This is a genomic window from Bradyrhizobium diazoefficiens (genome assembly GCF_016612535.1).
GTDB classification, from domain to species: domain Bacteria; phylum Pseudomonadota; class Alphaproteobacteria; order Rhizobiales; family Xanthobacteraceae; genus Bradyrhizobium; species Bradyrhizobium diazoefficiens_C.
In genome coordinates, this window is sequence record NZ_JAENXS010000007.1 from 75,345 (window position 1) to 98,876 (window position 23,532).

Annotated in this window: 28 protein-coding genes and 2 pseudogenes; 11 read left to right on the forward strand and 19 right to left on the reverse strand. The window is 61.4% G+C overall.

Annotated features, from left to right (window positions below; genetic code table 11):
- Positions 1-785: 785 nt before the first annotated feature.
- Positions 786-1,127, reverse strand: a complete 342-nt coding sequence (locus JJE66_RS37025; RefSeq protein WP_200520727.1) for a hypothetical protein — start codon at positions 1,125-1,127, stop codon at positions 786-788.
- Between the two features lie 291 nt (positions 1,128-1,418).
- Between JJE66_RS37025 and JJE66_RS38365 the strand changes: the two are divergent.
- A pseudogene (locus tag JJE66_RS38365) lies at positions 1,419-1,622 on the forward strand (SOS response-associated peptidase); the annotation flags it as partial.
- A 498-nt stretch (positions 1,623-2,120) separates the two neighbouring features.
- On the opposite strand, the gene JJE66_RS37030 reads toward JJE66_RS38365, so the two are convergent.
- From JJE66_RS37030 to JJE66_RS37045, 4 genes are all read right to left on the reverse strand, one after another.
- The gene (locus JJE66_RS37030; RefSeq protein WP_200520728.1) at positions 2,121-2,969 is read right to left on the reverse strand and encodes a DUF6731 family protein; all 849 of its coding nucleotides are present in this window, start codon (positions 2,967-2,969) and stop codon (positions 2,121-2,123) included.
- A gap of 359 nt (positions 2,970-3,328) precedes the next feature.
- The gene (locus JJE66_RS37035; RefSeq protein ID WP_200520729.1) at positions 3,329-3,520 is read right to left on the reverse strand and encodes a hypothetical protein; all 192 of its coding nucleotides are present in this window, start codon (positions 3,518-3,520) and stop codon (positions 3,329-3,331) included.
- Between the two features lie 185 nt (positions 3,521-3,705).
- On the reverse strand, positions 3,706-3,993 hold the full coding sequence (locus JJE66_RS37040) for a DUF1330 domain-containing protein (protein ID WP_200520730.1): 288 nt from the start codon (positions 3,991-3,993) through the stop codon (positions 3,706-3,708).
- A 109-nt stretch (positions 3,994-4,102) separates the two neighbouring features.
- Complete coding sequence (locus JJE66_RS37045) at positions 4,103-5,089, reverse strand: ABC transporter substrate-binding protein (protein WP_200520731.1); 987 nt, start codon at positions 5,087-5,089, stop codon at positions 4,103-4,105.
- Positions 5,090-5,831: 742 nt separating this feature from the next.
- Between JJE66_RS37045 and JJE66_RS37050 the strand changes: the two genes are divergently transcribed.
- Positions 5,832-6,017: a hypothetical protein gene (locus JJE66_RS37050; RefSeq protein WP_200520732.1), complete on the forward strand. Its 186-nt coding sequence runs from the start codon at positions 5,832-5,834 to the stop codon at positions 6,015-6,017.
- 74 nt (positions 6,018-6,091) lie between these two features.
- On the opposite strand, the gene JJE66_RS37055 is transcribed toward JJE66_RS37050, so the two are convergent.
- From JJE66_RS37055 to JJE66_RS37065, 3 genes are all read right to left on the reverse strand, one after another.
- Complete coding sequence (locus tag JJE66_RS37055) at positions 6,092-6,349, reverse strand: hypothetical protein (protein WP_200520733.1); 258 nt, start codon at positions 6,347-6,349, stop codon at positions 6,092-6,094.
- A gap of 111 nt (positions 6,350-6,460) precedes the next feature.
- Positions 6,461-6,709, reverse strand: coding sequence for a hypothetical protein (locus JJE66_RS37060; protein ID WP_200520734.1), 249 nt, complete (start codon positions 6,707-6,709; stop codon positions 6,461-6,463).
- 269 nt (positions 6,710-6,978) lie between these two features.
- A complete protein-coding gene (locus JJE66_RS37065; protein ID WP_200520735.1) occupies positions 6,979-7,239 on the reverse strand; it encodes a hypothetical protein in 261 nt (86 codons plus the stop codon).
- Positions 7,240-7,490: 251 nt separating this feature from the next.
- Here JJE66_RS37065 and JJE66_RS37070 point away from each other — a divergent pair, with 251 nt between their 5' ends.
- Complete coding sequence (locus tag JJE66_RS37070; RefSeq protein WP_200520736.1) at positions 7,491-7,676, forward strand: hypothetical protein; 186 nt, start codon at positions 7,491-7,493, stop codon at positions 7,674-7,676.
- 66 nt (positions 7,677-7,742) lie between these two features.
- Here JJE66_RS37070 and JJE66_RS37075 read toward each other — a convergent pair whose 3' ends face one another.
- The 3 genes from JJE66_RS37075 to JJE66_RS37085 all read right to left on the reverse strand — a co-directional run bounded on the left by JJE66_RS37075 (position 7,743) and on the right by JJE66_RS37085 (position 8,548).
- Complete coding sequence (locus JJE66_RS37075; RefSeq protein WP_200520737.1) at positions 7,743-7,988, reverse strand: hypothetical protein; 246 nt, start codon at positions 7,986-7,988, stop codon at positions 7,743-7,745.
- A gap of 107 nt (positions 7,989-8,095) precedes the next feature.
- Entirely contained in the window at positions 8,096-8,245 is a 150-nt protein-coding gene (locus tag JJE66_RS37080) for a hypothetical protein (protein ID WP_200520738.1), read from the reverse strand.
- Positions 8,246-8,368: 123 nt separating this feature from the next.
- Positions 8,369-8,548 carry a DUF3606 domain-containing protein gene (locus tag JJE66_RS37085; RefSeq protein WP_200520739.1) on the reverse strand — a complete coding sequence of 60 codons (180 nt, stop codon included), beginning with the start codon at positions 8,546-8,548 and terminating at the stop codon, positions 8,369-8,371.
- 230 nt (positions 8,549-8,778) lie between these two features.
- On the opposite strand from JJE66_RS37085, the gene JJE66_RS37090 reads away from it, so the two are divergent.
- The 3 genes from JJE66_RS37090 (at position 8,779) to JJE66_RS37100 (ending at position 10,971) form a co-directional block, all read left to right on the forward strand.
- The gene (locus JJE66_RS37090) at positions 8,779-9,021 is read left to right on the forward strand and encodes a hypothetical protein (protein ID WP_200520740.1); all 243 of its coding nucleotides are present in this window, start codon (positions 8,779-8,781) and stop codon (positions 9,019-9,021) included.
- A gap of 167 nt (positions 9,022-9,188) precedes the next feature.
- Positions 9,189-9,473, forward strand: coding sequence for a hypothetical protein (locus JJE66_RS37095; protein WP_200520741.1), 285 nt, complete (start codon positions 9,189-9,191; stop codon positions 9,471-9,473).
- Between the two features lie 250 nt (positions 9,474-9,723).
- Entirely contained in the window at positions 9,724-10,971 is a 1,248-nt protein-coding gene (locus JJE66_RS37100; protein WP_200520742.1) for an NRAMP family divalent metal transporter, read from the forward strand.
- Between the two features lie 69 nt (positions 10,972-11,040).
- Here the strand turns inward: JJE66_RS37100 and JJE66_RS37105 are convergent, their stop codons facing one another.
- The 4 genes from JJE66_RS37105 to rocF form a co-directional block, all read right to left on the reverse strand.
- Entirely contained in the window at positions 11,041-11,325 is a 285-nt protein-coding gene (locus JJE66_RS37105) for a hypothetical protein (protein ID WP_200520791.1), read from the reverse strand.
- 115 nt (positions 11,326-11,440) lie between these two features.
- Positions 11,441-11,980, reverse strand: coding sequence for a c-type cytochrome (locus JJE66_RS37110; protein WP_200520743.1), 540 nt, complete (start codon positions 11,978-11,980; stop codon positions 11,441-11,443).
- A complete protein-coding gene (gene soxC / locus JJE66_RS37115) occupies positions 11,967-13,238 on the reverse strand; it encodes a sulfite dehydrogenase (RefSeq protein WP_200520744.1) in 1,272 nt (423 codons plus the stop codon). Before soxC ends, JJE66_RS37110 begins: the two co-directional genes overlap by 14 nt.
- 160 nt (positions 13,239-13,398) lie before the next feature.
- A complete protein-coding gene (rocF, locus tag JJE66_RS37120; protein ID WP_200520745.1) occupies positions 13,399-14,376 on the reverse strand; it encodes an arginase in 978 nt (325 codons plus the stop codon).
- A gap of 266 nt (positions 14,377-14,642) precedes the next feature.
- On the opposite strand from rocF, the gene JJE66_RS37125 reads away from it, so the two are divergent.
- The gene (locus JJE66_RS37125) at positions 14,643-14,903 is read left to right on the forward strand and encodes a hypothetical protein (protein WP_200520746.1); all 261 of its coding nucleotides are present in this window, start codon (positions 14,643-14,645) and stop codon (positions 14,901-14,903) included.
- Between the two features lie 17 nt (positions 14,904-14,920).
- On the opposite strand, the gene JJE66_RS37130 is transcribed toward JJE66_RS37125, so the two are convergent.
- Both JJE66_RS37130 and JJE66_RS37135 read right to left on the reverse strand, forming a co-directional pair.
- Positions 14,921-17,665 (reverse strand): EAL domain-containing protein, encoded by a 2,745-nt coding sequence (locus tag JJE66_RS37130; protein ID WP_200520747.1) that lies wholly within the window; start codon positions 17,663-17,665, stop codon positions 14,921-14,923.
- A gap of 63 nt (positions 17,666-17,728) precedes the next feature.
- Positions 17,729-18,931, reverse strand: a complete 1,203-nt coding sequence (locus JJE66_RS37135; RefSeq protein ID WP_200520748.1) for a FecR domain-containing protein — start codon at positions 18,929-18,931, stop codon at positions 17,729-17,731.
- 129 nt (positions 18,932-19,060) lie between these two features.
- On the opposite strand from JJE66_RS37135, the gene JJE66_RS37140 reads away from it, so the two are divergent.
- The 4 genes and pseudogenes from JJE66_RS37140 to JJE66_RS38370 all read left to right on the forward strand — a co-directional run bounded on the left by JJE66_RS37140 (position 19,061) and on the right by JJE66_RS38370 (position 22,469).
- A complete protein-coding gene (locus JJE66_RS37140) occupies positions 19,061-20,857 on the forward strand; it encodes a ShlB/FhaC/HecB family hemolysin secretion/activation protein (RefSeq protein ID WP_200520749.1) in 1,797 nt (598 codons plus the stop codon).
- A 151-nt stretch (positions 20,858-21,008) separates the two neighbouring features.
- On the forward strand, positions 21,009-21,839 hold the full coding sequence (locus JJE66_RS37145) for an alpha/beta fold hydrolase (protein WP_200520750.1): 831 nt from the start codon (positions 21,009-21,011) through the stop codon (positions 21,837-21,839).
- A gap of 76 nt (positions 21,840-21,915) precedes the next feature.
- Positions 21,916-22,107 (forward strand): hypothetical protein, encoded by a 192-nt coding sequence (locus JJE66_RS37150; protein ID WP_200520751.1) that lies wholly within the window; start codon positions 21,916-21,918, stop codon positions 22,105-22,107.
- A gap of 37 nt (positions 22,108-22,144) precedes the next feature.
- Positions 22,145-22,469 (forward strand): annotated as a pseudogene (locus JJE66_RS38370) (c-type cytochrome).
- Between the two features lie 193 nt (positions 22,470-22,662).
- Here the strand turns inward: JJE66_RS38370 and JJE66_RS37155 are convergent.
- Together JJE66_RS37155 and JJE66_RS37160 are read right to left on the reverse strand one after the other, a co-directional pair.
- Positions 22,663-23,004, reverse strand: coding sequence for a phasin (locus tag JJE66_RS37155; RefSeq protein ID WP_200520752.1), 342 nt, complete (start codon positions 23,002-23,004; stop codon positions 22,663-22,665).
- Between the two features lie 143 nt (positions 23,005-23,147).
- A complete protein-coding gene (locus JJE66_RS37160) occupies positions 23,148-23,333 on the reverse strand; it encodes a hypothetical protein (protein WP_200520753.1) in 186 nt (61 codons plus the stop codon).
- Between the last annotated feature and the right edge of the window lie 199 nt (positions 23,334-23,532).

The window sequence follows — 23,532 nt, forward strand, 5'->3', positions numbered from 1 at the left end:
GAACATCTCCCACACCACAATCGCGACCAGGCCCGCCAGCGCGAACGATATCAGATGGACGGTCATCTTCTCTCCAGCGAAAACAACAATGCGGCAGATCGCGAGACGAGGCGCGATCGTTTCGGCGCGAACCTTATCCCCGTCTCCGGGGACCGCGGCGGCGCGAGCGAATGGCTCGCGCCGCGGGCCGGCACGTTCGCGCGTGCACGGCCAATCAATGTGGTTCGGACGGCGGCGCGCCGATCGGCGCTCCCTGAACGCGTATCAAGCAAGTGCGTGGCCGTGTTGCGCGGGTCGCCGTCCGATTCCGTAGATCGAAACGAAAAAGCCCGCAGCGGATGCTTCCGCGCGGGCCTGACAAACTCGTTTCGATGATGTCATTCTGCCGGTGTTTTGCCCGACGTGTCAAATCTGAAATGCAATCTGATCGCGACGTTGCAATTCCGCAGCGACATGAAAAAACCCGCTGCGGATCATCCCGCGCGGGCTCGACCAACTCATCTCGATGATGCCACTCTGCCAGTGTTTTGCCCGACGTGTCAAACGATGTCGGCGTGGCTGCAAGAAGGACGTCAGGAACGCGGAGAGACTCTGCTTGGAATCCTCACGCTCGCGCGAGCGTCACGCGCCGGGTCATCGACTCCACCGACCTCATGCGCGTTCTTTGTCTCTGGTTCATGTGCAAGTGCCTCCTGCATCCATTGGGGCCAGCCGACGGACCGCTGCTCCCGATTTTTCCGGGAGAATGGTAGTAGGCCCTACGGGGACTGCTCGCATTTTCTCGCTCATCGCAATTCCTCCGGGGATGATGTGGATCTCTCGATCTGATTAACGGCCGGCGAAGGATTGTTCGGATGCACGATGACGCGTTCGATCCGCTGCAGCAGTTCGATTGGGGCACCGTCGGTAGCCAAGGGCTGCACTGGTCTGCCCCAGCCACGGTCAAGAATCGCGTTCGCGGCGGCTACGCGTGCGAACGCGTTCGCGCTCTCCTTGTACATGATGGCGGAGAGTACGTTGATTGCGGCTTCGGTCTTGCTCCTCGCCAACACCCGAATGTCATCCAGCGTTGGATCTCCGATGCCGTCGCTGAAAGACAGAGCAGAACTTCTCTTCAACGTGACCATTGGAAGCTCCTAAAAGGAACTGCGTTTATGGAAACAAAAACCCGCGGCGGATTGCTCCGCGCGGGCTGAACCAAACTCTTTTCGATGATGCCACTATGCCGGTGTTTTGCCCGACGCGTCAACTCCTTTGTGAGGATAAACCGAAGTAGCTCCGGCGCGTGACGGGGGACTCGGTGCGCCGGAGCCGCCTTTCCAGCCGGCCAATCGGCGGTATGGCGGCACGCAACCAATCCCGGTTTGAAACTGAGGTTCCTAACGCCCCTTCCGCCCGAGCTTGCGCTCATCCTTTCTGGATTTCTCACGACAGCGCCGAACGCGGTCGTCGAGCCGATTCATCCGAAGGCGATGCCGGTAATCCTCACGACGGCCGAAGAACGAGAGGTTTGGTTGCGGGGCTCGTGGGATGAAGCCAAGACCCTACAGCGACCACTGCCAGACGAGAGACTAAAGATTGTCGGGCGAGGGAGCGAGAAGGAGGACGCTGTGTCGGCATAGCTCGCGAAGAACTATCCACCACCGACTCGATCGTTATCTTGAACCTGGACAAGGACACCGAAAATATATGCGACCCTAGCGAATGATAGGAAAGCCCAAACAAATAATGAGAACCAAACGATTATCATTAGATAGAGGAATTTGTCGTCGGGAGATATCGTAAACTTCCAAACGAGCAACGGCATTGACGTAACCGTAAGGAGAAATCCGCTCGCGATTGCACGCATAATGTAGGTGCTAAATCTTCTCATCGAGCGAGTTCGGCGGACCTCTCCGATGAAGCCATCGTTTTTTCCAGCCACAAATCCATAGATTGCAAATACGCAACCGGTTTGAATGGAGGCCCACCCAAATACCGCGGAAAATAGATTACTTGCCGAGATTCGATCCGCAGCCATAAGCGGAATGATTGACGAGCGGAGCGACCACAGCAAGGCAAGAGCTATAAAGGCGCAACAGATCGGCCCGAAGGCTTCAACCATCCAGCCGAAAGATTTGCTAGAGCCACGCATGCATTTGGTCTCTCAAGGCACTGAGCTTCACTCGATAGTTGGCCTCCGGATCATTGACACTAAGCTCGAGCCTCTCCCTTACTGAGAGAATATCTTCCAAAAGGTCTAGGTCCTCCGTCTTCTCGCCTTCTTGCCTAACTCTCGCTTTCATGCTCGAAATTTCGACTTGATCTTGTACGGCTTGAGCTCTGAAGTGGCGGACCATGGCCTTAATCCTTTCAGAGAGGCCACCTGAATGATGCCCCATAGAAAGATCGATTGTGATGCTCGGCGCCTCATAAGCTTCGCCCATGTCACGAAATGATCTGACGATTGATTGCGCGCCGCCGCGATCCATCTGATTAAGTTGCGTGGGGCCTGCTACACTGATCGAGATCTTTCGAACGATTCCTTGGTTGAATTTCTCCCACATGTCCTCGCGCACGATAGGCTGAAATTCGAACCTGGCCCCGTCAACCATTTGGCCTAAGTACTCAGCGATCCGTCCGGGCGAAATGACGCGCGGATCGTACTGCAAACCAAGATGGTCATTGCCCGGTAGGTACCGAAACACTATCCCGTGTCCTAACGGGTTTCTGATCCGGAGGGGTCGTCGACCCGTTTCACTTACCTCGGACGGATAGTTCGTTTTCTGTATGCGCGTAAACTCGCCGTGAATCGAGCCACGAGCACTCTCTACGATCTCAGCTCTTACGTAATAGTCCTCGCCGAGTTGGCGTTCACGGTCGGCTGGTCGAGGAATATCGCCGATCTGTGAAAGGATACCGCTGAAATTGAGCCGACCACCCGGCGCTCTAAGAACACGATAAAATCTAAAAGTAATTCGTCTATCCACTTAGCTCCCCCGCCTGTGTGTTGTGTCCATAGGATGACACAACTTCAGCGAAGTATCCAAGAGGGCACTCCTCTCGCAGGGCTAGCCTGTGGATTTGCTCTCAAAACTGACAAGTGGAAAGGCTGTAACAGCCTTAGAACAAAACAAGAACATCGTCAATGGCTCTCATTGTTTTTCATTGATGTCATACGCCCCTACTTCTCCCTCAGCTTCCGCTCGATACGAGCACCAACTGTCTTAGGGAACGAGCGCTTCACGCCAACTGGATCATTCGGCGCGGGCCGGCCAACTCATCTCGATGATGCCACTCTGCCAGTGTTTTGCCCGACGTGTCAAATCTTATTGCGGTTAAACCGAAATCACGCCTCGTTCAGCCCGGCCCCACGGTCGACCACGACCGCTTCTCCCTTGGCGGTCAGCTTGAAGAGGTCGCCATCCCTCTCCACGTAGCCGTCCGCGATGAGCTCGAACAGTTCGCCGTGCCTGTCATCGCTGAAGGCGATGGACTGGCCGATGTCGCAGAGTGTGGCGATCTGGGCATCCGTCAGCATTGTATCCTCCTGACGGACTAAAATCCGAAGGGCGCGAAGGGTTCCTCCGCCGCGCGGCCGGAGGTCGCTGCGACGGCAAAGCCCGCGGCGGATGCCTCCCGCGCGGGCTCGATCTCACTCTTCCGATTTTCCGATGATGCCATTCTGCCAGTGTTTTGCCCGACGTGTCAAACGCCGAGCAATTTTCAGACGCCAGGAAACGCCCAGACATTTATGGTGGCGACACCCTCGCGCAGCTTCTTGATCGGTACATAGTCCGGAGAATTCCAGAAGGCATGAATGGCCTCCATAGTGGGAAACTCAAACATGACCACCGGCCGGGTGTCGTGATCGCCTTCGAAGATTTCGACCTTTGCACCTCGAGCGGCGATTTTGCCTCCAAACTTGGCAATGAACGGAACGACCGCCTCGCGGTACTTCTGATATTGAGGTTCGTCGGCAATTGTGGCTTGAACAATAAAATATGCAGACATGATAGCCATCCCTGTGCGTGCTTCCAAGGACGGTAAGCGTAATCACTTGGCGGCCTGTTGTCGATGTCGCCAAGCATCCACCGTGGGTCGGAAGCAGAAATGCTGATCCTTATTCGATAACAACGTCCGCCGAGGCAAGCAAACTCGGCGAGATCGGGAGATCGAGCGCTTTTGCCGTTTTGAGATTGAGCAGTAATTCAAATTTTGTTGGTGTTTGAACCGGCAAGTCGAATGACTTCGAGCCCGATAATAATCGAGAAACGTAAGACGCTGCCTCGCGGAATTGCTGGTCCTGATCGAAGCCGTAACTGCATAATCCTTCGTTTCCGGCAAAGTTGCGTGACGGATAGACGGCAGGCAGTCGATAACGCGCAGCCATTTCCACAATAGGCCGGCGATGAATCAGCATGAAGCCGTCAAACGCCACCAGCAAGCCTCCGTCCGGACCGGCGGCGAATCCCTGTATCGCATTGTCGATCTCTCCGGCGTCCTGGGCAGGTGCATCGGTCACATCCAAGCCGGCCGACCGCGCATCTTCAAGCAAGCGTTCCAGCAGCGGCTGCGTCGCGACTCCGCTTTGCCGGCTTCGCAAATACAACACGCGGCTGATTCGCGGGGACAGGTCTTTCAGCAGACTGAGCCGCTTGCCGACAAGCCCGTTCTCGTAAGTGGTGAAGCCCGTGACGTTGCCAACCGGATGCGAAAAGCTCCCGACGAGAGGCTGAACGATCGGATCGGGAAGGCTGACAAAGACAATGGGTATCGAGGTCGTTGCCTGTCGGGCCGAAGGAACGGTCGCGCCCTTGGCCAGGATAACGTCGGTCCCGGACGCCACCACTTCCTTGGCGTTGGCAGTCATCCGCTGGCTGTCGGCCGCGCCCCATCGCACGGTCACGTCGATATTTTTTCCTTGGACCCATCCAAGTTTTTCCAGCTCGGCTTTGAAGGCGTTGACGCTGGAAATCTCCAACGGATCGGTTTCGGCCGTACTCATCAATATGCCGACACGCCTGATGCGTTCGACCTGCTGCGCGCTGACGATAAGCGGCCACGCTGCCGCGCCGCCAACGAGGCCGATAAAGGTGCGTCGTTTCATTTGATACCCCTAGCCCAAGGGGGCTATTTAAGCCGGTCGAGAGCCTCGCATCCAGAGAATTAGAATTCACGACAGTCTTGTGTCTGCTGAAGGCCCATCAAGCGACATCAGGGCGCTTGGACAAAACAAAAGCCCGCGGCGGATTGCTCCGCGCGGGCCGAACCAAACTGTTTCGATGATGCCACTCTGCCAGTGTTTTGCCCGACGCGTCAACTTCTTTCTGATGATAAACCGAAGCGGCTCCGGCGCGTGACAGGGGGCTCGGTGCGCCAGAGCCGCCATTTCAGCCGGCCAATCGGCGGTATGCCGGCAAGAGACTAAATCCAGTTTGAAACCGAAGGTTCCTAACGCGTCCCTCCGGATTGTCCCGCGCCGGTCATCCGAGACGCAGCCAACGGCGAACGCGAGATGGTGATGGTGATGATGATGATGATGATGCGCTGGGGCATGCCGCCTCCGTCACGCACCCGTGGCCCCACTTTCGCAACACCTCGTCGGGCGTCTGCCAGTATGGGAGTCTCCTGACGGTACAAAATCCGAAACCGCAGACTATTTCTCCGGGGTGGGAGACCGGGTGTCCGACAATAAAAAGCCCGCGGCGGATTGCCTCCGCGCGGGGTCGACCTGGCTTTTTCGATTTTCCGATGATGCCATTCTGCCAGTGTTTTACCCGACGTGTCAAACGAACGATTGGACAGAGCGAGCGTTGACTGAACAGGAGAATCCGCCAGGGCGACAAGACATGACACCCAAGACCTCACGAAATATGCCAGGACCGGAGCCACGCACGGACAGCGCGCGTGACACGCAGCAAGCGATCATCGAGGACGCGGACAAGACCGACAACAAGGATCGCGATCTCGTGCACGGCGATGGCGGGAGCATCGACATTCCCACAAAGCCCGACGATCTATCGCGAGACGACTAGGCCCCCGTGAGTGGACCACGCGCGGGGTATGCAGCCCGTGTTGCCGCTCGTACCGTTTGAAGGACGACCCACAGCTATGCCGCCCGCGACAACTCCGCCGCGCGCTCGCCCTGTCTCTCCAGCATGGCGATCGAGGCCCGCAAATTGTCCCTGCGTGCCCGCAAATTCAGGGCCAGCATCGAATAGGTGGGACTGCCGGGGTCGGCGTTTCCGGCATTGCGCTCCTCCTCGGCAATGTCGGCCTCGAGCATCTGGACCCGCCATTCCAGGTCGGAGATCAGAGCGTGGAATTGCAAGGACGCGGTCGGTTCGAAACGGGACATAGACTGCATGTGATCGCCTCAATCTGAAACGGCCCGATGGGCCGGGCCGGGATTAAGACGTCGTGCAGCAAGAGGGATGCCAATTCATCGGGGAGGACGGGAGCGGCAGATTCGCCGCCCTCATTCCTCCCTGAGCTTCCGCTCGATATAGGCGTCGATCGTCTCGGCGAAGGAGCGCTGCACGCCAACCGAACTGACATGCAGCTCCAGTGCGTCCTGCTGGAGCACGCGCAGGCCGCGGCTGCGCACGCTGACCGGCGCCATCGCCGGATAGTCGTCGATGGCGCTCGTCGCCAGCGGGACTCCTCTCGGATCTCCCCTGGCAATCAGCAAGCGCAGAAAGCTCAGGCAATCGGCCAAGCCCGGCATGGGTTCGCACTCAGCCTTGCTGCGACTTCGGCTGGGGCCTCCTGACCGGCTGGGCATGCGTCCCGAACAGCGCCAGCAGCAACGCGACTTCTTCCTTTGAGCCGACCTGGATCATGATTGTCTCCTTTTCGCTCCCTTGGTCGGGCCCAACGGCGAAGGCGTTCAGGACGATCTGGTTTCAGGATTGTTTCAAACCTGTTTCGTCGTCAGTGCAGGCCGCACCTGGCGAGACCACCGCGCGCGGCGCGCCTGCCTCGCGATGCGGATGCTCAGCTGTTCGGCTGCCACCCGATGATCGCACCGACGAGGCATAGAGCCGCCCCGAAGGCCGTGCCGCCCATCTGCATCCAGTACCGGATCGGCATGGTGTCCCGGTCAAACACCTGCCGCGACCATCTCGACCAGTCCAGCCAGTCATCGCTGACGAACATGATCTTTCCCTCGACGAAGCCGAGCCACGCCTTGCGGGCGCAGTAGATGCACACCGCAAGCGCAGCGAGGCGATAGAGGAGATCAAGCGCGGGGTTCATGCAAAAATCCGTTCACCGGGTCGGGATGCAATGACCGGGCCGCATCGGCTATCCATATCGGCTATCCCATCGGCAAGATCACGGCAGGCAGGGCAATTTCCCTGCCTGATTTGGTGTGGCTGGACCGGATGCAGGTTCAATTGCGCGCAGGTTCGACGGCTCAAACTTTATTCGAATGCAACGAAGCGGATTCGGCGGAATGAAATCTGTTCGCGCCATGCTGGCACACGCGTCTTGAGGAGACATGCGCGATGTACTACGTCGCCGCCGCATTGCTGGGACTTTCAGGACTGTTCTACTCCGCGAGCCATCACGAGCTCGGCCAGTTCGGGTCGGACGTGTGCAGCTATGGCGGCACGTTCTGCGACAGCCCGACGATCGTCTTCACCGGCGCGGCACTCGCCGCTGCCTGGGGCATGTTCGTCAGCATCAAGTAAGACGCCGGATGCCCGCCGTCCATTCCGGACGCCGGGCATGCATCCAATGGGTTGCAGGCTCAAAGCCTACTGGCGTGCCGCTCCGCTCGCTCCCGGAATCTGCCCGCCAAACTTCGACGGGCCGGTGCCGCTGACGCTGGTCGGCCCACCCGCCGTGCCGTTCGGGTCGGTGCGCGCCGCGGTGCGGCCCGGGCCGTGCATCATGTTGAGGGAATTGTGCCAGCCGTGATGATGATGCCTCGTGCCGTGAGCCGAGGCATAGCCTGCCGGCATCGCCAACAAAATCGCCAAAGTCCATGCTGCTGTTTTCATAGGTTCCTCCTGTCGGGAAAACTGTCCGGCGGCTTGCTCGTTCCCACCGGCGATGACGACAAGCTGAAAAATTCGGCACCTGAACCTTCATTCGAACGCCGGACGATTCACGTCTCGTTGTTCTTGTATCGCTCGCGCACGATGCTGTCGGCAACATGCCGCTCGGTTCGGCCGCGGGCACGGTTGCGCAGCACGCCGTAGATCAGCGCCGTGAGCAGGATCAGCGCACCGATGAAGAAGACTGCTTCCAGACCCATCAATGCCTCCTGTCGTTGCAAGTCTGTTGTCTGAAAGTCTGTTGTTTGGTCCGTTGTTTGGAAGTCTCTTCTTCGAAGCGCGCGCGGGCCTTGTGCCGGGCTTCGCAGAGGGACCGCGTCCCGTCACAGTTGCGCCGCCAGCTCCTTGCGGACGGCGGCGGCCGAATTGCCGACCTTGTCGACAACCTGTTGCAGCTTTTCCCGAGAGATGCCGAGCGCGTGGGTCCAGTATTTGACCTCGTAAGCCTCGTGCATGTTGATCTTGCTGCGGTCGGGGTGCTCGCGCTTCATCAGATTGTCCATCGGACCATTCCTCGTTTGCTGAAGCGAGAAACGCCGTGCATCGGCCCGCCGTTCCCAAGCCCGGCCATCCCAAATCGGACCATCCTGGATCAGATCATCCTGGATCAGATCATGGGTTGTTCGCCGCCCCGGCGAGCAGACCGTGACATTCCAATTGGCGGCGCCAAAGAAGACAGGGTTCGCAGGTGCGATATTTCGGCTATGCTGGACCCGGGGGTGCGGGGTCAATCATGCCGTCCGACGTGCGGGACTATATCGATTTCTGGGTTGAAAACAGCATACACGCTGCGGAGCAGTTCGGCACGCAAGGCGCATCGCAGGATGTCGCCGAGCTGGTACGGCGACTGGTCGAGAGCGCAAAGGGCCAAGGCATCTCCGAAGACGACATGCGCCAGCAAGTCGGCGATCTCCACGAATTCCTGGCCGACAAATTGGCTGGCGCCAACCTGATCGAGCGTGGCCGTCTCAAATGAGGAGGCCGGCTTCGTGACCTATGCCACCCGACAAGGTCCGGGTCGACAAGGCCCTCGTCGAGATGGCGCGGAACGAGGCGCGTCGCGCCGTTGTCCGGTCCGTAAGCGTCGAGAAAGACCATAGCAGCGGCGGCGTTGCTCCCTAGACCATCGCGGTGCAGGGGTCGATGGCCGCCGTCCTTGAGCGGCTCGCGGCCCTCGACCTGGGCGAGAAGGAACGGACCGGCCAGCATGTGCGCTGCCGCCGCCAGAAGCGGCGGCAGGCGACAAGTCCGCTGCACGATTGGGTCCAGATCGACCAGCGCATGGCGCAAGCCAGCACCGCAGGGCGCCGACCATTGGTCACCGGTCCCCGCGCCCGCATCGAAGGCGGCCCGCAGCGCATCGCACCAGACCGCAGGGACAGCACCGCGGAGCAGGAGATACCCGTCGCGCGTCAGCGCGGCGGCTGATCCGCCGCGAGCAGGTCGACCTTGGTGGGCGTCAGGCCATGGCTCATGATGCTCCCTACAATCTCAACGTGCTTGTCGCAAGGGCCTCGCGCTCGACACGTCGCGCCTCACTGGCCGGCCGTGGAACTTTCCGGCTATGATCGGGCTTAGGCCTTGAATTCGCAATTCCGGAAGGTGTGCCCTGTCGAACCGATCGAAACACCGGCCCTCCAAGCACGACAGCTCCGTCGCGCCGACGAAATCCGGCTCGATGCTGCTGCAGCGGCTCGGACCCGGCCTGATCACGGGCGCGGCCGACGACGATCCGTCGGGCATTGCCACCTATTCGCAGGCTGGCGCGCAATTCGGCTATGGACTGCTCTGGACGGTGTTCCTGACCACACCATTCATGATCGCGATTCAGCTCGTGAGCGCGCAGATCGGCCGGGTCACCGGCAAGGGGCTGGCTGCCAACGTGATGGAGGTCGCGCCGCGCTGGATGGTGCTGGGGCTCGTGGGGCTGCTCGTGGCCGCCAACACCTTCAACATCGCCGCCGACATCGCGGCGATGGCCGAGGCGCTCTCGCTCGTCATCGGCGGGCTCGACCACGAGCATGCGCTGATCTTCGCGGCCGGCTCGACCATCCTCCAGGTCTTCCTGCCCTATCGCCGCTACGCGCCGGTGCTGAAATTCATGACGCTCTCGCTGTTCGCCTATGTCGCGACCGCCTTCACCGTGAAGATCCCGTGGAGCACGGCGCTGCTCGCCACCGTGTGGCCGAAGGCGACCGTCAACGCCGATTATTTCATGATGGTGGTTGCCGTGCTCGGCACCACCATCAGTCCCTATCTCTTCTTCTGGCAGGCCTCACAGGAGGTCGAGGAGATGAACCAGGGCAAGCGCGACAGACCGCTGCGCGAAGAGACGCGACAGGGCGGCGATCCCGAGATCGCGCGCATCAGGGCCGACACCACCGTCGGCATGCTGCTGTCGAACGGCATCGCCTTCTTCATCATCCTGACCACGGCCTCGGTGCTGAACGCCAACGGCGTCACCAACATCAATTCGGCGACGGAAGCGGCCGAGGCGCTGCGGCCGCTCGCCGGCGACTTCACCTTCGCGCTGTTCGCACTCGGCATCATCGGCACGGGCCTGCTGGCGATCCCGGTGCTGGCGGGCTCGGCGGCTTACGGCGTCGCGGAGATCTTCGGCTGGCGGGCCACGTTGGAGGCACGGCCGGAGAAGGCGGTCGGCTTCTACACCATCATCGCCGCCGCAACCATCATCGGCTTTGGACTTGGCTTCACCGGCATCAGTGCGATCCACATGCTGGTGTGGAGCGCCGTGCTCAACGGCATCGTCGCCGTCCCCATCATGGTGATGATGATGATTGTCTCGAACCAGACAATCATGGGGCGCTTCAGGGCCCGGTCGCAGCTCGTCGCACTCGGATGGCTCGGCACCGCGCTGATGGCGCTTGCCGTGCTCGCCCTGCTCGGCTCGTCCGCGATCGGCTAAAGCGACGACAGCGCCGCCGAACTGCGCATCATGGGCGGCCTTCTCAACTACCGCCGCAAAAGCTGACGCTTACGGCGTCACCGGATTGATGGTTGGGGAGATCTTTGGCCCCGGCCTCTCCGGCTCCACCGGAGATTTTGGTTCGGTCGGAAGTACCTTGGCGCCTGCTGCATGGGCAGCCTCGCCCGTCGTTGCATACATCGCGACATGAGCCGGCTGCGTTTTGGCGCGGTTCCACGGCCCGTGATCGACGATCAACATCGCAGCAATCGTCACGCCGGCGACAATCAACGCGATCACACCGGGATGGCGAAGTGCTGAGGACATGGAGTTTGCGAAGCGGCCAGTTGTCATCCAAAGACCCCACAATTTTTCCTCTCGCTGGTTAATGCAAATGCGGCCCGCGAGTTCCGCACCCGACTTAAGCAAGTTCCGAGCCAATGCAGGGAACTCGACCATTTCGCGGTCTTCACTTTACGTCGGGTCGAGCATCGCCGACGAACTTGTCACGGTTCGGCATTTTGATCGCCGCGAGCGATTTGGCATCGAGCGTCGCATCCGCTCCGACCAGTCCATTCAAGTTCAGGATGTAGGCCGACACCGCGTATACGTCGTCATTGCTCAGCGACTGCGGCGCGTTCTGCGGCATGGCGCGACGGACATAGTCGAACAACGTTGGCGCATAGGGCCAATAGCTGCCGACAGTGCGTATCGGCTTCGCTGTGCTGATCGTTTCTTGACCGCCGACGAGACGATCGCCGACACCGCCCTCGCCCTTGTCGCCATGGCATGACGCACATTGCTGGGCGAACACCTCGCGTCCATGACTGACTGATCCGCTTCCCGCAGGCAGATTGCTGCCATCGCGCCCGACATCGATATTCCAGCCCGCGATCTCGGCAGCTGTCGCCGTCCGACCAATGGCGTAAGCGCCCTGTGCTTGCGCGCCGGTCGCGAAGGCGCACAGCACGATCGCGCAGGCAATGACGCAGATCTCACGCCAGCGCATTGGTCACCTCGCCGTCAGCCGCGATGCGCCAGGGCCAGATCGCGTTGTTGTGGTAGAAAAAATTCTCGCCGCGCACCGCGAGCAGCTCGGCGAGCGTCGGCTGCACATAGCCGGTCTCGTCGATCGCACGGCTCTGGATCACCGCCGGCTTGCCGTCCCATTGCCAGGGCAAACGGAAGCGCGTGAGGGCACGTGTCAGCACCGGCTCCTGCAGCCGTGCCTCCTGCCAGTTCTTGCCGTCATCGATGGAGACTTCGACACGCTTGATCTTGCCGTGGCCACTCCAGGCGATGCCGGTGATTTCGTGGAAGCCGGGTACGTCGAGGCGCTGGCCCCCTGAGGGACGCGTGATGATCGACTTTGCCTCCATGTAAAAGGAGAACTCGCGCGCCGTGCCGTCCGGCAGGAGGTCGGTGTATTTCGAGGTCTCCTCGCGCGAGTAAGCGGGCTCCGCCGTCACGTGCAGGCGCCGCAACCACTTCACATTCATATTGCCCTCGAAACCCGGCAGCAGCAGCCGCAACGGATAGCCCTGCTGCGGGCGAAGCCGCTCGCCGTTCTGGCTGTAGACGAGCATGGCGTCCTCGAGGCATTTCTCGATCGGAATGCTTCGGGTCAGCGCGGCAGCGTCGGCGCCTTCAGCGATCACCCATTTGGCCTCCGGCTTCAGTCCGGCCTCCTGGAGCACCAGCTTCAGGCTGACGCCCGTCCATTCGGCGCAGCTCAGAAGACCGACGAGATCCGAGGCCGTCTTGCCATAGGGCTTGGTGTAACCGGGATTTCCCGAGCATTCGAGAAAATGGATGCGCGACTCCGACGGGAAGCGCCGCAGATCGTCCATGGTGAAGATCAACGGATGCTCGACGAGGCCGTGGAGCATCAGTCGGTGTTGCTCCGGGTCGATTGTCGGAACACCGCCATGATGTCGCTCGTAGAACAAGCCGTTCGGCGTAATGATGCCGTCGAGCTCCTGCAACGGCGTCCGGCCGGAGGCGGAAATGTACTGCTTGAGATTCTTCGAGATGTTCTTGACGACGCCCTTCTCGAACGGCGACGGCGTGCCGTAGGGTTGGCTTCCCATCGGATCACCCGGCGCCTTCATCCAATTGGGAATGTTCGGTGGAAGATTTTCCGTCTCCGCGGCGGCCGGTGCACCGGCGCCGACGACAACACTGCCTGCCACGGCGCCGCCCCCTTGCAAGAAGCGGCGGCGTGTGGTCCTCGCGGATTTGTCGCGGATGTCGATCGTACGGCTCATGGCGGCCCCTCGGCTAAAGCTCGGCCCCTATGAAACCTTCCGCGGAGCGCATTTGCAATTCGCTTGCATTTCAAAAGCAGGCAATTTCGATCAGAGCCGATCTAAATCCACCGGGGCCGACAGCAGTTCCATGCTTTGCAGCGCACAAACGGCTCGCCTGTCACTCACCCGGCGCGATCGCATTGCTGGGCGTCTGCCGATCGGTGATCTGTTGGCCGAACAGGCTGCCAATCAGCTCAACCGCGGTGCGTGCAGTGCGGCCACGCTCATCGAGGAACGGATTGAGCTCGACGATGTCGACGGATCCGACAACGCCGGAATCGTGCAGCAGCTCCATGATCAGATGCGCCTCGCGATAGGTCGCGCCGCCCGGCACCGTGGTGCCGACGCCCGGCGCGACGCAAGGATCGAGAAAATCGACGTCGAAGCTGACATGCAGGACGCCGTTGCTCGCCTTGACGCGCTTGATGACGCGGCGGATCAGCACGGCGACGCCGAACTCGTCGATCTGGCGCATGTCGACAACCCTGATCCGGCGTGCGCGCATCAGCTCCTTTTCGAGCCTGTCGATCGAACGCGCGCCGAACAGGTCGAGCTTGTCTGGATCAATCGAGGCGCGCGGATCGTCGCCCAGGAGACCATCGAGGCCCGCCTCGCCGCACAGGAACGCCGCCGACATGCCGTGCATATTGGCTGTGATCGTCGTCTCCGGCGTGTTGTAGTCGGCATGGGCATCGAGCCAGAGCACGAACAGCTCCCGTCCGCGCTCCTGCCAATGCCGCGCCATCGCATTGACCGACCCCATCGACAGCGTGTGATCGCCGCCGAGGAAGATCGGCAGGGCACCCGTTTGCGCGATCTCATAGCCGCGACGGCTGAGCACGCGCGTCCAGCGCTGGATTTCGCGGTAGTGATTGGCCTTCTCCGGCGGCCCGTCGGCGAGGTCCCTGACCTCGGTCACGGATAGATCGCCGTAATCGACCACGTCGAAATCCAGGCTTTCGAGCAGTGTTGCAAGCCCGGCGGTCCGCAGCGCCGCGGGCCCCATCAAGGTGCCGCGCTGCGAAGCGCCCATGTCGATCGGCGCGCCCAACAGCGCGATGCGCCGGGCTCGATCCGCGATGGTTCGATCGGTCACGGCAATCTCCTGAGGTCAGCAAGGCTGTGCCAGCGTAACAGAGATTCGCATCCGTCGTTTCACGGGGATTCGTGGCCAAAGGGCCCGCGTGCCCCGGAACAAATTCCATCACGCCGCATTTTCTCTGCAAGGCCGGTACCCGCCGTTCAAAACGGCGCCTGTCGCGGATAGCCAAAGGTCATTCGACCCGCTGTTCCAAACGAGCGCACGCGCGGATAGCCAAAGGTGCCGGCCTCTGTTTCTTTGTCAAATCGGAGGTCGCGAGCTTGAGCACGGACATACCGCAGCCCAATCCTCAGCCCGGCATGGCCGAGCGCGCCATCGATGCAGCGACCGACGTGTCCCACACCATCGGCGAGGTCGCCGGAGGTCTGCGTGCCGCCGTCGATCGCCTCACCTACGCGATCAACGAAGCGCGAAAGCCGGGACGGCCGCTCTCGACAGTCGCGGCGATTACGCGCGAGGCTCCCTTGGCCAGTCTGTTCGTCGCTTTTCTCTTTGGCGTGGCGGTTGCGCGCCGGCGCTAACACCAAAGCGAGCGCGTTCAGGCCGCGCTGACAGCTTCGAGTTCAGCCGCCAAAAATTGTTTCTCGAACGCGTCGGCAGGCATCGGGCGGCCGAAGAAATAGCCTTGCCCTTCCTCGCAGCCCATGCTGACCAGGAAGTCGGCGGTGGCGCGATTCTCGATCCCTTCAGCGACAACTGTCAGGCCAAGCTGCTTGCTGAGGCCGATGGTCGAGCCGACAATGGCAGCGTCGTCGGAATCCGCGAGCAGATCGAGCACGAACGAGCGGTCAATCTTGAGTCCGTCGAGCGGAAACTTCTTCAAATAGCTCAGGCTCGCATAGCCTGTTCCGAAATCGTCGAACAGGACGCGAACGCCGAGCTGCTGTATCCGCTTGAAGATGTCGAGCACCCGGCTCTCATCGTGCAGCAGGATATCCTCGGTGACTTCGATCTCGAGCAGCGACGGCGAAAGCCCGGTCTCGGCGAGCAGCACCGCCACCGAATGAGCGAGATCGCCGGAGTGGAGCTGTGACGGCGACAGATTGATCGCGACCCGCACGCTGTTACCAGACTGTTCCCATGCGCGCGCCTGCCGGCAGGCGGTCTCCATCACCCAGCTCGCGATCCGCTCGGACAGCGCCGAGGTGTTCACCACCGGCATGAACTCTCCAGGCGACACATAGCCGCGGACCGGGTGCCGCCAGCGAATCAGCGCTTCGGCGCCGACCAGGCTGCCTTCGACCAGGCGGACCTGGGGCTGATAGAACAGCTCGAATTCGCCGCGATCGGCCGCAAGCGCCAGTTCGATCTCCAGCGTCAACCGGTTCTCCAGCTCCTGCCGGATCGCGCTCTCGAAAATCACGTGGCTGCCACGCCGCGTCGCCTTGGCGCGGCTCAACGCAAGATGGCCGTTGCTCAGGAGATCGTCCGCGCTCTGTCCACCTTCCGGATAGATAGCGACGCCGATGCTGATCCTGACGCGGTGCTGGCGCGTGCCCGTCACCAGCGGCGCTTCGAACCCGCGCGCGATACGCTCTGCGAACGCGGCAATCGTCTCGCCTGCTTCAGCGCAGTCAGCTGCAATCGCGAACTCGTCGCCGCTGAGCCGGGCGACAACCGCCTTGCCATCGGTCTCGGTCCGCAGGCGCCCAGCGACCGCCCGCAGCACGAGGTCGCCGGCCGAATGTCCGAGCATGTCGTTGATTTGCTGAAAGCCATCGAGTCCCAGCACGAGCAGCGCGACCTCAGAGGACCGCCGCTCTGCAGCGGTGATCAGACTGACGAGACCCGCATGCAGCGTGTTGCGGTTAGCAAGACCGGTCAGCGCATCATGCTCGGCGAGATATCTGATGCGTTCGGCCTCGCGCTTTCGTACCGAAATATCGCGCAGGATTGCGCCATATTGGAAGCCGTCGGTGCCCTGCCAGCCCGAGAAGCTCGCCTCGACCGGAAATGTCTCGCCGTTCTTGCGCCGGCCCTCGAACTCGACGACGACGGCCCCGCCGGGGACCAGCAGCGCCTGGCGTGCAGCATCGCGGATGGCGAAGGTCTTTGCGCCGGCTTCCACCGGAATCGCGCAAAGCGTTTCAAACGGGCGACCGATCATCTCGGTCGGCATGTAGCCAAAGATCGCGCTGGCGCCGGGATTCCAGACCGTGATCCGATGATCTTCGTCGGTACAGACCAGACCATCGCCGAGCGACATCGCGATGCGGTGAAAGCGGCTTTCAGCGATACGCCCCAGGAGACTGCGGAAATCGATCTCGTCCAGCGCGACCGCCGTCAGATAGGCGACAATCGCAATATGGAATAGCGAGGTATCGATGACCACCGGCCAACGTTGCTGCACGAGGACCGCCGTCAGTTCGATGCCTGCTCCGGCTGCGACCAGGATCGCGACGCGGACGCCAGGTGCGACACGGCGCCATGAATAGACCATCAGCAGGCAGAGCACGCCGAGGCCGGCGATCATGCCGACATTGGACGTCCAGCGCAGCATCCGGTTCTGAAGGACCGATTCTGCCGCCAACGCCTGGAGGACGGGCCCTGCAACGATACGGCCATTCGGAACACTGAACCGATCGCCCAGTTCGAGCGCCGTAGCCCCGACGATGACCTTCTTGTCTCTCAGTTTGTCGAGCGCCGCAGTATTTCCCCGCAGCACGTCGACATAGGAGACGCTCGGGATGGACGCCGCCTGAATGCTGAAGTCGATCAGGAAGGGCGGCCGCCGATTGGCGTTCTGCCCGGCCAGCACAACGGCCATCGACTGCACCTGCGCATCGCCGAGCTTCTCCCCGACGGGGTAGCGGCGGACCAGACCATCGGATTCGACTGCGACATTGACGACGGCCGGCCACGACTGGTTGCTGAAGGGCTTCAGAGGACGATTGATATGAGCCGCGCCGCCATTCGGCGTCGGCTGCTTGAATGACGGCAGGATGGTCGAGCCGCCGACCTCTCGAAGGGCCTTGAGGAAGGCCGCGTCGGAAGCCGGATCCGACGGCGTACTGAAATCGATGTCGAACGCCACATCCTGCGCGCCGGCGGCCTCGAGCCTGTGCAGGAGGTCAGCGTGCAGGCTACGCGGCCAGGGCCACACTCCGATCTGATCAATCGACGGGGCGTCGATAGCCACGACGACGACGTTGCCGGTGGCGGAACGCGATTGCCAGGCGAAGCGCAGATCGGTGAGTGCGTGGCGAAGCGCACCATCCCATCCCGTGGACAGCACGACCGCCAGCGCGATCACGACAAGGATATGTGGCCGATAGCGTTTCACCTTGCTCCCCCGCACCGGGGGCGCTTGCCCCCCGGTGCTCCCCCATATAACGACGGCACGGTTCTAATGATGCTTGGACCAACCGTAATGATTGCCGTTGTTGCCGCTATTGCCGCCATTACCGTTGCCGGTGGCGCCGCTGTTGTCATTTCCGTTATTGCCGCTATTACCGTTATTGCCGTTGTTACCTTTATTCCCGCCAGAATTATCGCTGGCCGACCCAGCCGTGGTCGCGGCGGTGCTCGTTACACTTGATGACGTCGATGAGGCGCTGGCCGCAGATCCACTGCCGCTCACCGTGACTGCTGTTACGGCGGAGCTGTTGGTGGCAGTAGTCGTCGTGCTCTTGCTATCGCTCCACACTGTTTTGTCGGTGCTGGCGTTCGCATTACGCACGCGCCCCGGTGCGACGGCATCGTGGGCAAGCCCGTGCGTGACTTTGTGGAAGTTCAGCTTGACCTCGCCGAGCGAGGTCGAGAGGTGCACCATTCCGGCCTTGGGCGCATGAACTCCGCTTGCCTGGTGCGATTGCGTCGACGCCCCGGCCGTCTTGCTCCCCTTGTCGATCGGACCAAGCGCGTGGATCGCATGGCCGCTCGCCGTATTGCGCGGCGCCGACAATCCCGCCTTTGGCACCGGGACGCGCTCGATCGTCGAGGCGCGCGGCTTGCCTTGCTCGATCGGATTGAGCGTACCGGAGCCGCTCAGGCTGAGACCGGGCTTGCCGTGCTCGAACGCGGTAGCCACCTGTCCCGGCATCACTTGGGCAATCTGGCCCGTCCTGAAATCGGAAACTTCAACCTGGCCGCGGAGCACGCCAACCTTGGTGCTGCCTGCGTCAACCGTGACGCTGAAATGCGTTCCCTTGACCACGGCGGCGAGATACGGCGTTTCGACCTCGAAATGCTTGACGTTGCGCTTCTCGACCTCGAGCAGGATCGAACCTGCCTGCTGGATGATGGTCGTCGACAGTCCCTCCATCTTCTCGGTTGGCACGCCGACCACCGAGTTGGGCGAGATCAAAATCGTCTCCTCGCCACGAACGAGCAGCACGCGCCCGTTGCGTCCGGTGCGAATGGTGTCGCCCGGCTTCAGCGTCTCTTCCTGATTCAACGACACCTGCTGGGCACCGCTGGTTGCGAGCCACACCTCGCCCGATGACTTGCTGACCGACCAGACGCCGTCATCCGCAGCAGACGCACCGGAGGCCGTTCCCAGGATCAGCGCTGCCATCAAGGCGCACCGCATTCCAATTCGGACAAGCATGACGACCCTCAGCGTGAGTTACTGCGAGCCTGATGCGTATCCGAAATCATTCAAAATTGACTTAGCGGAGACCCGGGAGTCCGGCGGCCGCATTAACCAATCGTTGACCATAAAAAACTATGAAAAATCATGCGGCTACTGAATCCTTACCGGTATCTGGAGATTTCTCCGTCAAACTACGGAGAAAGGCCCCCGCCTCGCCCCGCCGGATGGTATCTCGCTGCCGCGCTCGTGCTGCTGGGACCAACGTTTGCGGGAATTCCGTCTGCGCTCGCGCAACAGGCGAACCAGCCGGGGTTCGATCCTCGTCAGACGGAGAAATATTTTGAAAACCAAACCGAGCAGGAATCTCTGAAGCGGCCTCCGGTGAAGCTACCCTCGGTCGGTCAGCCAAATACCGGCGGAGATACCAGGCCGCAATTCGTGCTGCGCGGCATCAACGTCAGCGGTGCCCACGCCATCCCGCACGATCGCATCGCCGCGGTCTCCCAGACCTATCTCGGCAAGCAAGTCTCGCAGGCCGATCTCGCTGCGATTGCCGGCGCAATCAGTGATCTGTACCGCGCTCAGGGCTTCCATCTGAGCCGGGCGATCGTGCCGCCGCAGGACATCGCCGATGGCCGTGTCCGCATCCAGGTGATCGAAGGCGCGATCGTAGAGGCTGAGCTGAAAGGCGACGTCGCCGAGCAGTTCGGCGTGAGACCGATGCTCGGGCCGATCCTGGCCGAGCAGCCGTCGCGCCTGGCGACGCTCGAACGCCAGCTCTACCTCATCAACGGCCGGCCGGGTGTTCGGATCACCGATACCGCGCTGGAGGAGATCGGCGGCACGACCGGTCGCTTCCGCCTCATCGTCTATATGAAGACCTGGCACGTCTTCACCTCGTTCGGTATGGACAATCTCGGCTCGTCGTCGGTCGGCCCGTGGCAGACCTATGCGACCGGCGCCTTCAACTCCTATCTCACGCCCGGCGACACGCTCGCTGTCAACCTGTCGACCATCGCCAACGACCCGCGCGAGCTCGGCTTCGCGCGGCTGTCCTATGACGCGCCGGTTGGCGTCGACGGCGTGCGCCTTGGCGGATCCGTCCTCTACAGCGCGGTCCGGCCGGGCGATGCCCGCCGCCTCGACAGCGACATCACCACGACCGAGGCGTTCGAGCTGCGCGCCGGCATCGTCCCGCTCCAATCGCAATCATCCACGCTGGCTCTGACTGCGGCCACGACCTTCAGCAACGTGTCCGAGCATGATCTCTACGGCCCCTGGTACAACGACCACATCAGGACCGCGAGCCTCACCGCCGACTACCGCCTTCAGGATCCCTTCGGCGGCACCAACTACGCAACACTGACTTATCGCCAGGGCCTCGACGTGTTCGGCGCCTCGCATTTCGACGACGATCTGTTGTCGCGTGATGGCGCGTCCTCGAATTTCTCGGTGTTGAATTTCTGGTTCACGCGCTACCAGAGCCTCAACGATGCGTGGTCGCTCAAGCTGTCCGCGGCGAGCCAGACCGCGTCACGGCCCCTGTTCACCTCGCAGCAATTCTACCTCGGCGGCGCAACCTTCGGCCGCGGCTATGGTGCGGCCGAGATCAGCGGGGACAATGGTCTGGCCGGCTCGCTCGAGCTGCGCTTCGACCAGAAGCTCAATTTCCGTTACTGGAGCGGCTACCAGCTCTACGCCTTCAGCGACGCCGGCGCAGTCTGGAACGACGGGTATCGGCTGAGCGACGGTTTGGCGCTGACGTCGGCCGGCGTAGGGGTACGGTTCTTCCTGTGGGACGATCTCCAGGCCGCTTTCGGCGTCGCTGTGCCGCTGAGCTACCGGGCGCCGGACAACGAGCGCCGCAGCCCGCGCTTCCTGTTCACCCTCTCAAGCGCCTTCCGGCTCTGTCCGGAACGCGGCAGGGCGAACTGCCTCTAGCGGTTCCAGCATGACGCTGAAGCCCGTCGTGGCCCCTTTTTGCGACCTTCCTCGCAGACTTGCCTAAATTTAATCCCAGAACGTGCTCACGATCGCTCGATCTGGGCGTTTTCGATCGCCATGTTCAGTCAAAAGTGATTGAGACGGAACCATGAAAAGGGTGTTTGCAATTCTGGCTTTTCTCTGCGTCCTCAGCGCGGGCCAGTACATCGTCGTCAGCAAATTCGCGATCCGTCACGAGATGCTGTCCTTGTTCGACACCGCGCGTCAGCGGCCGATCTCGGTCGACATCGCGGTGCGGCGCGACTACGAGACCAAGGCCAATCTCGGCCTCTGGAAGCTTCCGGTCGCCATCATCAGCAATGGCAATACGGTCAAGGCCACCGAGTATTCCTTCCTCGCCAATGTGCTTGCGGCGCGCGGTTATCTCGTCGCCAGCATCCAGCAGGATCTGCCCAGCGATCCGCCCCTGATGACCCATGTCGGCCAGCAATATGTCGGCCGCCGCGGGGTCTATATGCGTTGCGAGGCCAACATCCTCTTCGTGCTGAACACGTTGAAGGGGCGGCAGGAGAATGCCGACTACGATCACATCACGCTGGTCGGTCATTCCAACGGCGGCGACGTCTCCATGTATGTCGCCAAGCAGCATCCCGAGCTCGTGTCGAAGGTGATCACGCTCGACAATCTCAGGGTACCCTTCGTCCTCAACGACCGCATGAAGATCCTGTCGTTCCGCTCGAAGGATCCGCATTTCGTGACCGACCCTGGCGTGCTGCCGACGCCGGAAGAGGCCAAGGCGCGCGGTATCGACATCATCCATACCGGTGCGCAGCACACCGAGTTGAGCGATCGCGGACCCGACTCGGTCAAGGAGAAGATCCAGGCGACCCTTGACCGCTTCCTGCGCGACAGCGCCAGCAGCGCACTCACGGCGGCCGATACGACCAATCCGATGATCATGAACCCCGGCGACTACTAGCCCGGACGCCTTGCGGCAGATCAACGCGTCTCCATGCCGGCCACGATAAAACGGCCGTACAGCATCGGAGAGCCACGTGTTCCACGTTACCGATAGCCTTGATTTGAAAAGGCTTGATACCGAGAGCCTTGATACGGAGCGCCGTGGCCTGCCCCGGGCGAGGATGCCCGTGCTGCTGCGCCATTTCTATCGTTGGGCCCGTAAGCTGCTGCGGTCGATCATCGCCCGCATCGACCTCTCGCAATTTCCGGGATCGTGCTGCGGCTGAGCATACTGTCCGCAAGCGAATTCATGCAGGTCATCCGATGCGCGCAATTGTGGGACGAATTTGGCTTCTGCTCGCGACAGTCTCGGGCCTCAATGCATCAGCTGCTTTCGCGGCTGACGCCGATCACGGCGCCGATCTCGCCCGGCGCTGGTGCGCGAGCTGCCATGTCGTGACGAGCGCTCAGACTCAGGCCAGCGCCGACGTCCCCTCCTTCGCATCCGTCGGTCGCGCGCAGGCCTGATTTCAGCGCGCCGAGACTCGCCTTCTTCCTCCTCGATCCGCATCCGAAGATGCCAAACTTTCCCTTGAGCCGGATCGAAGCCGCCGACTTGGCCGCTTACATCGGATCGCTACGCCAATAGCGGACTGCTCGGTTGCGCCAAGCGCTGAAAATGCAAATCCCTGCCGGATGAACCGACAGGGATCAGCAGAAAGGATGATGGACGGCGGATGATTTTCATCCGGTGGCCCATCATGGACCTGCATCGAAATTGAAATGCGCATCTCGACGCTGCGCAAGATCAATTTGTAAGCAGACGACGGGGCCTTGTATGATCAGGACTTGTCCTTGCCGGGCTGCATGAAGTTGCCGGTCATCTGGCGCATGTGATCGCCTGCATTGGTGAACTGGCTGCGCAGGAATTCGGACTGGATCCGCATCGCCTCCTGAACGTCGGTTGCGTGAACCAGCTTGCGTGCATGCTCGAACGCCGCCTTCATGTTCTGCTCGGTGAAGGCGAGCGCCTGCTTGGATACATCCGCGCCAGCCCCCGGGACTGCCGACATCGACTTGGTGGCAGCATCGAAAAACATGCCGAACGCCTTCTCGGCCTGGTCGATCGTCTTCTCGGCCAAGTCGCGCAGTTCAGCCGGAACTTCGAGCTTCGGTTCGATCATGGTCGCACTCCTCCCCTTTTCCTTACTGATTACCACATTTGTCACATCGCCTTCCAGCGGCCAGGCGACGGCAACGGCCGCAACCTGACAGTCTGCCTCCGACCCGAAAGATGGACAAAGCGTAATGTCGTGCGCAGCCGGGCTCAAGACAAGGGATGTTCGGGGATGGTTTCGTCGGTGACGAGATCTTCGACGAGCTTGATGACCTCAAAGCGCTGCCGGGGGGCGAGCTTGAGAAAGGCGCGCAGCAGACGGAGACTCTCGACGGTACCCGTCGCGGGTGCGCCGAGTTTGAGGTGCAGTTCAGCCGCGAAATTGAGGTTTTTCATCTCGCACCTATGACAGGATCGGCGCTTCGAGGTCGGACATCAGGAGGCCCGATCGAGAACCGGATTGCCGTCACCGAACGCCATGACGACGACGAACTTAGGGTCGGGCACCCCCAGCAGTCGGCACGCCGCTGCATATCAGGACAGACTCGGTCCGACCCGAGAGGTTGCAACTATGGCAAGGAACAACCCTTCGGGC